8 protein-coding genes are annotated in these 6912 nt (G+C 69.6%); 4 read left to right on the top strand and 4 right to left on the bottom strand.

All coding sequences use genetic code 11. The annotated features are described in order from the left end of the window. Positions 1 to 536: 536 nt before the first annotated feature. Positions 537 to 1178, bottom strand: a complete 642-nt coding sequence (locus tag ACVV2G_RS03780; RefSeq protein WP_453841125.1) for a DNA-3-methyladenine glycosylase — start codon at positions 1176 to 1178, stop codon at positions 537 to 539. Positions 1179 to 1280: 102 nt separating this feature from the next. Here ACVV2G_RS03780 and ACVV2G_RS03775 point away from each other — a divergent pair, with 102 nt between their 5' ends. The 3 genes from ACVV2G_RS03775 to ACVV2G_RS03765 all read left to right on the top strand — a co-directional run bounded on the left by ACVV2G_RS03775 (position 1281) and on the right by ACVV2G_RS03765 (position 3361). Next, positions 1281 to 2063 carry a sporulation protein gene (locus ACVV2G_RS03775; protein WP_453841124.1) on the top strand — a complete coding sequence of 261 codons (783 nt, stop codon included), beginning with the start codon at positions 1281 to 1283 and terminating at the stop codon, positions 2061 to 2063. Positions 2064 to 2112: 49 nt separating this feature from the next. Beyond that, the gene (locus ACVV2G_RS03770) at positions 2113 to 2652 is read left to right on the top strand and encodes a YbhB/YbcL family Raf kinase inhibitor-like protein (RefSeq protein ID WP_453841123.1); all 540 of its coding nucleotides are present in this window, start codon (positions 2113 to 2115) and stop codon (positions 2650 to 2652) included. 202 nt (positions 2653 to 2854) lie between these two features. Further along, a complete protein-coding gene (locus ACVV2G_RS03765) occupies positions 2855 to 3361 on the top strand; it encodes an HNH endonuclease (RefSeq protein WP_453841122.1) in 507 nt (168 codons plus the stop codon). A 97-nt stretch (positions 3362 to 3458) separates the two neighbouring features. On the opposite strand, the gene ACVV2G_RS03760 is transcribed toward ACVV2G_RS03765, so the two are convergent. The 3 genes from ACVV2G_RS03760 to ACVV2G_RS03750 form a co-directional block, all read right to left on the bottom strand. Then, entirely contained in the window at positions 3459 to 4412 is a 954-nt protein-coding gene (locus tag ACVV2G_RS03760) for an SPFH domain-containing protein (protein ID WP_311572100.1), read from the bottom strand. A 168-nt stretch (positions 4413 to 4580) separates the two neighbouring features. Continuing rightward, a complete protein-coding gene (locus ACVV2G_RS03755; protein WP_453841121.1) occupies positions 4581 to 5012 on the bottom strand; it encodes an NfeD family protein in 432 nt (143 codons plus the stop codon). Positions 5013 to 5065: 53 nt separating this feature from the next. Then, positions 5066 to 5863: an ABC transporter ATP-binding protein gene (locus ACVV2G_RS03750; protein WP_453841120.1), complete on the bottom strand. Its 798-nt coding sequence runs from the start codon at positions 5861 to 5863 to the stop codon at positions 5066 to 5068. Between the two features lie 153 nt (positions 5864 to 6016). On the opposite strand from ACVV2G_RS03750, the gene ACVV2G_RS03745 reads away from it, so the two are divergent. Further along, positions 6017 to 6805: a hypothetical protein gene (locus ACVV2G_RS03745; protein WP_453841119.1), complete on the top strand. Its 789-nt coding sequence runs from the start codon at positions 6017 to 6019 to the stop codon at positions 6803 to 6805. Positions 6806 to 6912 lie beyond the last annotated feature (107 nt).

Here is a 6912-nt window from a genome sequence, read left to right as displayed (position 1 = left end):
GGATCAAACTCTCCGTGAATGCTTTACATCACGGGAGCGGAACAGTCGGAGGAATGATCCGACCGTTCACAGCGTCCTCGCTGTATTTTTTCAAAGGAACCTCAACCCGATCAGAGATCCGATCAGGTCGGGGTATCAACATATCTGGCGTTGACTTTTGGCACGCTGTTGAGTTCTCAAGGAACGGACGCTTCCTTTGTACTCACCCGAGAGACTCTCTCAGGCTTTCCTCCGGGCGCTTCCCTTCGGTCTTGCGTTTCCGACTCTATCAGATCCTTTTCGATCCGATTCCCTGTCGGCAGGATTTGCCCTGGTCGACCGGCTTTCACCCGTCGCCCTTTCGACATTCACTACGTTAGCGGATTCCTCCGGGGACTCATAATCGAGTCCCGTGAGTTCGAATTCAGGCATGCAGGCACGCCGAAGTCGCCCTCAATGAGGGAAATCGCAGGTAGTGGGTGGCCGCTTCCGGTTGCAGGCGATGCCTTACCCGGGTCAAGCGGCTCGGGCTACCTTACGCGCCCTCCGAGGGGGAGTCAACTCCGGCGTCGCCTGGGCACGTGGGCCCGGTACGGGCTCACCGTCGGGTCGTCGGCCACCCAGTACCGCCAGGGGTGGACGCCACCCTCGCCGGCCACTCCGGTACGGGGGCCGTTGCGCACCCGGTCACGGGGCGCGGGGCTGCCGGTCAGGATGCGCAGGGGCGTGTCCTCCGCCGTGCACGCGTCCGTGCCGTTCAGGGTGCGGTCGACGTCCAGGGCGGTGGCCAGGCGAGCGGGGCCCTTGGCCAGTTCCCTGTCGTTGCGGGCGGTGAGCCGGCGGGTACGGGCCAGCTCGGCGCCCTCGACGATCTCGCCGGCGCGGAGCAGGACCGCGCTCGCCCTGCCCTCGGGTCCGCACACCAGGTTCATGCAGAACCACATGCCGTAGGTGAAGTAGACGTACACGTGTCCCGGCGGACCGAACATCACGTCGTTGCGGGGTGTGCGGCCCCGGTAGGCGTGGGATCCGGGATCGTTCTGACCGTCGTAGGCCTCGACCTCCGTCAGGCGGAGGGCGATCGGGCCGTCCGGGGTGTTCCGCACGAGGAGGCGGCCGAGAAGGTCGGGGGCCACGTCGAGGATGGGCCGGTCGAAGAATTCACTGGGCAGGGGCGTACGGTCGGGGCTCGCGATCATGCCGTCCGAGCGTAACGCAGGTGCGGGGCGCGGAACCGGCCACGGTCGGATCGCGTTTGTAGGGGTCAGAGGTTTATACGCACAGCCTGCAGAGGGAGAGACATGGCGTTCAAGAAGCTGCTCGCGAGCCTGGGAGCCGGCGGGGCTTCGGTCGAGACCGTACTGAGCGAGGTCAACGTCGTTCCGGGCGGTGTCGTCCAGGGCGAGGTACGGATCCAGGGCGGGTCCGTCGACCAGCAGATCGAGGCTCTGTCGGTGGGTCTCCAGGCCAAGGTCGAGGTGGAGAGCGGCGACCAGGAGTACAAGCAGGACATCGAGTTCGCGAAGAACCGGCTCGGCGGCGCCTTCGAGCTGAAGGCGAACGCGGTGCACGCGGTCCAGTTCGGGCTCGAGATCCCGTGGGAGACGCCGGTCACGATGATCGACGGGCAGGCCTTGCGCGGCATGGACATCGGGGTCACCACGGAGCTGGAGATCGCGCGCGCCGTGGACTCCGGCGATCTGGACCCGATCAGCGTGCACCCGCTGCCGGCGCAGAAGGCGATCCTGGACGCCTTCATCGGGCTGGGTTTCCGCTTCAAGAGCGCGGACATGGAGCGCGGCCACATCCGCGGAACGCGGCAGAAGCTGCCCTTCTACCAGGAGATCGAGTTCTTCCCGCCGCAGCAGTACCGGGGGCTGAACCAGGTCGAGCTGAGTTTCGTCGCCGACGCGCAGGCGATGGACGTCGTGCTGGAGATGGACAAGAAGCCGGGGCTGTTCAGCGAGGGCAGTGACACGTTCCGTTCCTTCACGGTGGGGATGAACGACTACCAGGGGACCGACTGGACGGCGTACCTCAACCAGTGGCTGTCCGAGGTCGGCAGCAAGCGCAACTGGTTCTGAGGGTTCTAGGCTCGGACACCATTGCACCGAACGATCAGGAGGTACCGAGGTGACCGAGCTCAAGCGGCGTCCGCTTCCCCATGACTTCCACCCGCCCGTGCCGTCTTTCACGGTCACGAGTGAGGACGTCCAGGAGGGGGCGACGCTCAAGGACGCTCAGGTCCAGTCGGCCGGCAACACCTCGCCGCAGCTGCGGTGGGAGGGCTTCCCGGCCGGGACCAAGAGCTTCGCCGTGACGTGCTACGACCCGGACGCCCCGACCGGGAGCGGGTTCTGGCACTGGGTGGTGTTCGACATCCCGGCCTCGGTGACCGAGCTGCCGGCGGGTGCGGGCAGCGGCGGGTTCGAGGGTCTGCCGGAGGGTGCCGTGCAGGCGCGCAACGACTACGGCAGCAAGGACTTCGGCGGCGCCGCACCGCCGGCCGGGGACGGGCCGCACCGCTACGTCTTCACGGTGTACGCCGTGGACCAGGAGAAGCTGGGTCCGGACGCGGAGGCCACTCCCGCGTTCGTCGGATTCAACCTGCGCTTCCACACGATCGCGCGCGCCCAGCTCGTCGGCGAGTACGAGGTGCCCGCCGAGGACTGAGTGTCCCGAGCGTTCACGGAACGTTTGCCCGCCTCCGGTCTTGGAATGGATCAGGGGCGGGCATTTTTGTTGCCGGGGGGTTTTGGGGGGGAACGTCCCCCGTCGGAGCAGCAGATATTGCGTTGTCCCTCCCGGCGTGCCCGGCCAGAGTTGATCCCAGCCTGCCAGGGGGTGGGCCGGTGCGCATGGGAGGTGGGCTGGTATGCGGGACACGCTGGTGCTGAACGCGAGCTTCGAGCCGCTGTCGACGGTGACGCTGAATCGAGCCGTCGTTCTGGTGCTCCAGGACAAGGCCGTCGTCGAACAGGCCCACCCCTCCCTGCGGATGCGCGGAGCCGCGCTCGACATACCGGCGCCCCGGGTGATCAGGCTGTGCCACTACGTACGGGTGCCCTTCCGAAGACGTGCTCCGTGGTCCAGGCGGGGCGTCCTGGTCCGGGACCGGCACCGGTGCGCGTACTGCGGCCGGCGGGCGACGACCGTCGACCACGTGGTGCCGCGGTCGCACGGCGGACAGGACTCCTGGCTGAACACGGTGGCCTCGTGCGCGGAGGACAATCACCGCAAGGCGAACCGGACGCCGGAGCAGGCGGGCATGCCGTTGCTGCGGGAGCCGTTCGAGCCGACGCCCGCCGATGCGATGCTGCTGGCGCTGGCCCGGGACGACTTCGAGGCGCTGCCGGACTGGCTGGTGCTGGACGCCGCGTGAGGTCTGCGCCGTCGGCGGCGGATGTGCGCCGCCGACAGCGGGTGCGTCGTGGCTCGTCGCGCAGGCTCCCGCGCCCCTCCCGGGGCACGGGAATCGGCTAGTCGATGGACGGCTTCTCGCGGCGTTCCTGGGCCGGGACGCTCGCGCCGCCGTTGCCGCTCCCGGAACCGCCGCCCATGCCGCCGAAGTTGCCCATGGCGCCCGACAGGCCCTTGAGGGCGTCGCCGATCTCGCTGGGGACGATCCAGAGCTTGTTGGCGTCGCCCTCGGCGATCTTCGGAAGCATCTGGAGGTACTGGTAGGAGAGCAGCTTCTGGTCCGGGTCGCCGGCGTGGATGGCCTCGAAGACCGTACGGACGGCCTGGGCCTCACCCTCGGCGCGCAGGGCGGCGGCCTTGGCCTCACCCTCGGCGCGCAGGATCTGGGACTGCTTCTCACCCTCGGCGCGCAGGATCTCGGACTGCCGGACACCCTCGGCCTGGAGGATCGCGGCGCGCTTGTCGCGGTCGGCGCGCATCTGCTTCTCCATCGAGTCCTGGATGGAGGTGGGCGGTTCGATGGCCTTCAGCTCGACGCGGTTGACGCGGATGCCCCACTTGCCGGTCGCTTCGTCGAGGACGCCGCGCAGGGCCGCGTTGATCTCCTCGCGGGAGGTCAGGGTGCGTTCCAGGTCCATGCCGCCGATGATGTTGCGGAGCGTGGTGACGGTGAGCTGCTCGATGGCCTGGATGTAGCTGGCGACCTCGTAGGTCGCGGCGCGGGCGTCGGTCACCTGGTAGTAGATGACGGTGTCGATGTTGACGACCAGGTTGTCCTGGGTGATGACCGGCTGCGGTGGGAAAGGCACGACCTGTTCGCGCAGGTCGATGCGGTTGCGGATGGTGTCGATGAACGGGACCACGATGTTGAGGCCCGCGTTCAGTGTCCGCGTGTACCGGCCGAAGCGCTCGACGATGGCGGCGCTGGCCTGTGGGATGACCTGGATGGTCTTGATCAGGGCGATGAAGACCAACACCACCAGGATGATCAAGACGATGATGACCGGTTCCATCGTGGTTGTCCGTCCCCTTCTCCGCCGCGGCGCTCGGGCAGATCCTATCGGCCCTGGTTACTGGCCCTGACTACGGCTGATCCTACGGCTGCTGAGGATCTTGCTGGTCGAGTCTGACAGACCGTCGCGTACCTCGGGGGCTGTTCGGTCCACTTGTGTCCGGTGAGGTCACATGACGATCGCCGTCGCCCCCTCGATGTCCACGACGTCCACTTCCTCACCCGTCTCGTAGGCGCGTCCGGCGTCGAGCGCGCGCGCCGACCAGACCTCTCCGGCGAGCTTGATCCGGCCGCCGGAGCCGTCGACCCGCTCCAGCACGACGGCCTGTCTGCCCCTCAGGGCGTCGACCCCCGTGGCGTGTTGGGGCCGTTGGGCGCGGTGCCGGGCGGCGATGGGCCGTACGACGGCGATCAGGGCGACCGAGACGGCGACGAAGACCAGTACCTGGACGACGAGGCCGGCGCCGAGCCCGGAGGCGACGGCGGCGGCGACCGCGCCCACGGCGAGCATCCCGAACTCCGGCATCGCGGTCATGACGAGCGGGATCCCGAGCGCTGCCGCGGCGACGAGCCACCACACCCATGCGTCGATGTCGTTCACACGGCCATGGTAGGTGCGCGGGGCGTGCCGGGACAGGGCGCACAGGGGGCGGCTCAGGACAGGGGGAGTCCCTGCGCGGTCCAGCGGTCGCCGACCTGCTCGACGACGAGCGGGAGCCCGAAGCACAGGGAGAGGTTGCGCGAGGTGAGTTCGAGCTCCAGCGGGCCCGCGGCCATGACCTTGCCCTGACGGATCATCAGGACGTGGGTGAAGCCCGGGGCGATCTCCTCGACATGGTGGGTGACCATGATCATCGAGGGGGCGATCGGGTCGCGGGCAAGGCGGCCGAGGCGGCGGACCAGGTCCTCGCGGCCACCGAGGTCGAGGCCGGCGGCCGGCTCGTCCAGGAGCAGCAGTTCGGGGTCGGTCATCAGGGCGCGGGCGATGAGGGTGCGCTTGCGCTCGCCCTCGGAGAGGGTGCCGAACCTCCGGTCCAGGAACTCGGTCATGCCGAGGCGGTCGAGGAAGGCGCGGGCGCGCTGCTCGTCGACGTCCTCGTACTCCTCCTGCCAGCCGGCGGTCATGCCGTAGGCGGCGGTCAGCACGGTCTGCAGGACGGTCTGCCGCCTGGGCAGCTTGTCGGCCATCGCGATGCCGGCCATGCCGATGCGGGGGCGCAGTTCGAAGACGTCCGTCCCGGGCCTGCCGAGGGTCTCGCCGAGGATGGTCGCGGTGCCGGCGCTGGGGTAGAGGTAGCTGGACGCGACATTGAGGAGGGTGGTCTTGCCGGCGCCGTTCGGGCCCAGGATGACCCAGCGCTCCCCCTCCTTCACCGACCAGGAGACCTGGTCCACCAGAGCCCGGCCCTCGCGGACCACGGATACGTCCTGAAGCTCCAGAACATCGCTCATGAGCGCGTTGTCTCCCCTTGCAGTGTGGCCGGTTCCGGCTGTCGCGTACGCCTGTGGGCTCGGGCCGCCGCGCCGGTGGGCGCAGGCCCTCCAGGAAATCTACGCCACCGGTCGGCTTCACCGTTCCATCGGTCCGGTCCTTAGGGTGGGGGGATGCTCTCGGAACCACGCGCAGGGCGCCTTGCCGCCTGGGGAAATGCCCTTATTGCCCACCTGGTCTCGCCGGACGACGCCGTGATCGCGATCGTCGGTGACGACGCGGTGCACCGGGTGGAGGGGCTGCCGGGTGAGCCGGCCGCGGTCGGCCTCACGCTGGCGCTGGGGCGGCTGCGGACGCTCGGGGCGACCGGGCTGCGGATAGCGCTGCCCGCGCCGGGGCATCCGCTGGGGCTGAGCGGACCGCCGGACTTCAACGCGCGGGCGCTGGAGGCCGAGGAGGCGGTGGTCTGCCACGGTGCCGCGCTCGGGCTGGTCCCGGAGGTGTACGAGGCCGGGCCCGAGGGTGACGTGCACGTCGAGGTCGTGTGGCACTGCCTGCCGGTGCGGGAGGCGCCGCCTGCGGACGTGCCCTCGCTCGGGGAGGCGGAGCGGGAGCTGGCGGAGGCGCTGCGCGATGCGACGGAGGTGCTGACGCGGCTGGACGTGGCCGGGTCGGGGCCGGTGGCGGAGGCGGCCGTGGCGGCGTACCGGGCCCGGGCCGAGCGGGGGCGGGAGGTGCTGGCGCCGGGGTATCCGCCGCGTGCGGTACGGGTGCTGGAGCTGGCGCAGCGTGTGGGGGCGTTGGTGTCGCTGGCGTGTGAGAACGGGCACGGGGGTGCGGTGAGCGCGTCCGAGATGGCGGCGCGCTGGGAGGCGCTGCGGCCGGTGGAGCGGACGGCTCGGCGGGCCCAGGTGGCGGCGTACAACTCCGTCGTGGAGGAGCGGGAGGCGGGGGCGCGGTGACGTTCCCCGGTGGCACGTGGGCGCTCGGGCGCTCGGTGAGCGTCCCCCGGTGGCACGTGGGTGTGCGGTGACGTCCTCGGTGCGGTGAGCGGCGTCGGTGCCGTGCC

The sequence above is a fragment of the Streptomyces sp. JK94 genome (assembly GCF_053613315.1).
This window is presented reverse-complemented; position numbering and strand designations above follow the sequence as displayed.

Excerpts from the sequence above, each read along its gene's own strand:
- ACVV2G_RS03780 (WP_453841125.1), bottom strand. The coding sequence starts at position 1,178 with ATGATCGCGAGCCCCGACCGTACGCCCCTGCCCAGTGAATTCTTCGAC.
- ACVV2G_RS03760 (WP_311572100.1), bottom strand. The coding sequence starts at position 4,412 with ATGGAACCGGTCATCATCGTCTTGATCATCCTGGTGGTGTTGGTCTTC.
- ACVV2G_RS03745 (WP_453841119.1), top strand. The coding sequence starts at position 6,017 with ATGCTCTCGGAACCACGCGCAGGGCGCCTTGCCGCCTGGGGAAATGCC.
- ACVV2G_RS03765 (WP_453841122.1), top strand. The coding sequence starts at position 2,855 with ATGCGGGACACGCTGGTGCTGAACGCGAGCTTCGAGCCGCTGTCGACG.
- ACVV2G_RS03775 (WP_453841124.1), top strand. The coding sequence starts at position 1,281 with ATGGCGTTCAAGAAGCTGCTCGCGAGCCTGGGAGCCGGCGGGGCTTCG.
- ACVV2G_RS03750 (WP_453841120.1), bottom strand. The coding sequence starts at position 5,863 with ATGAGCGATGTTCTGGAGCTTCAGGACGTATCCGTGGTCCGCGAGGGC.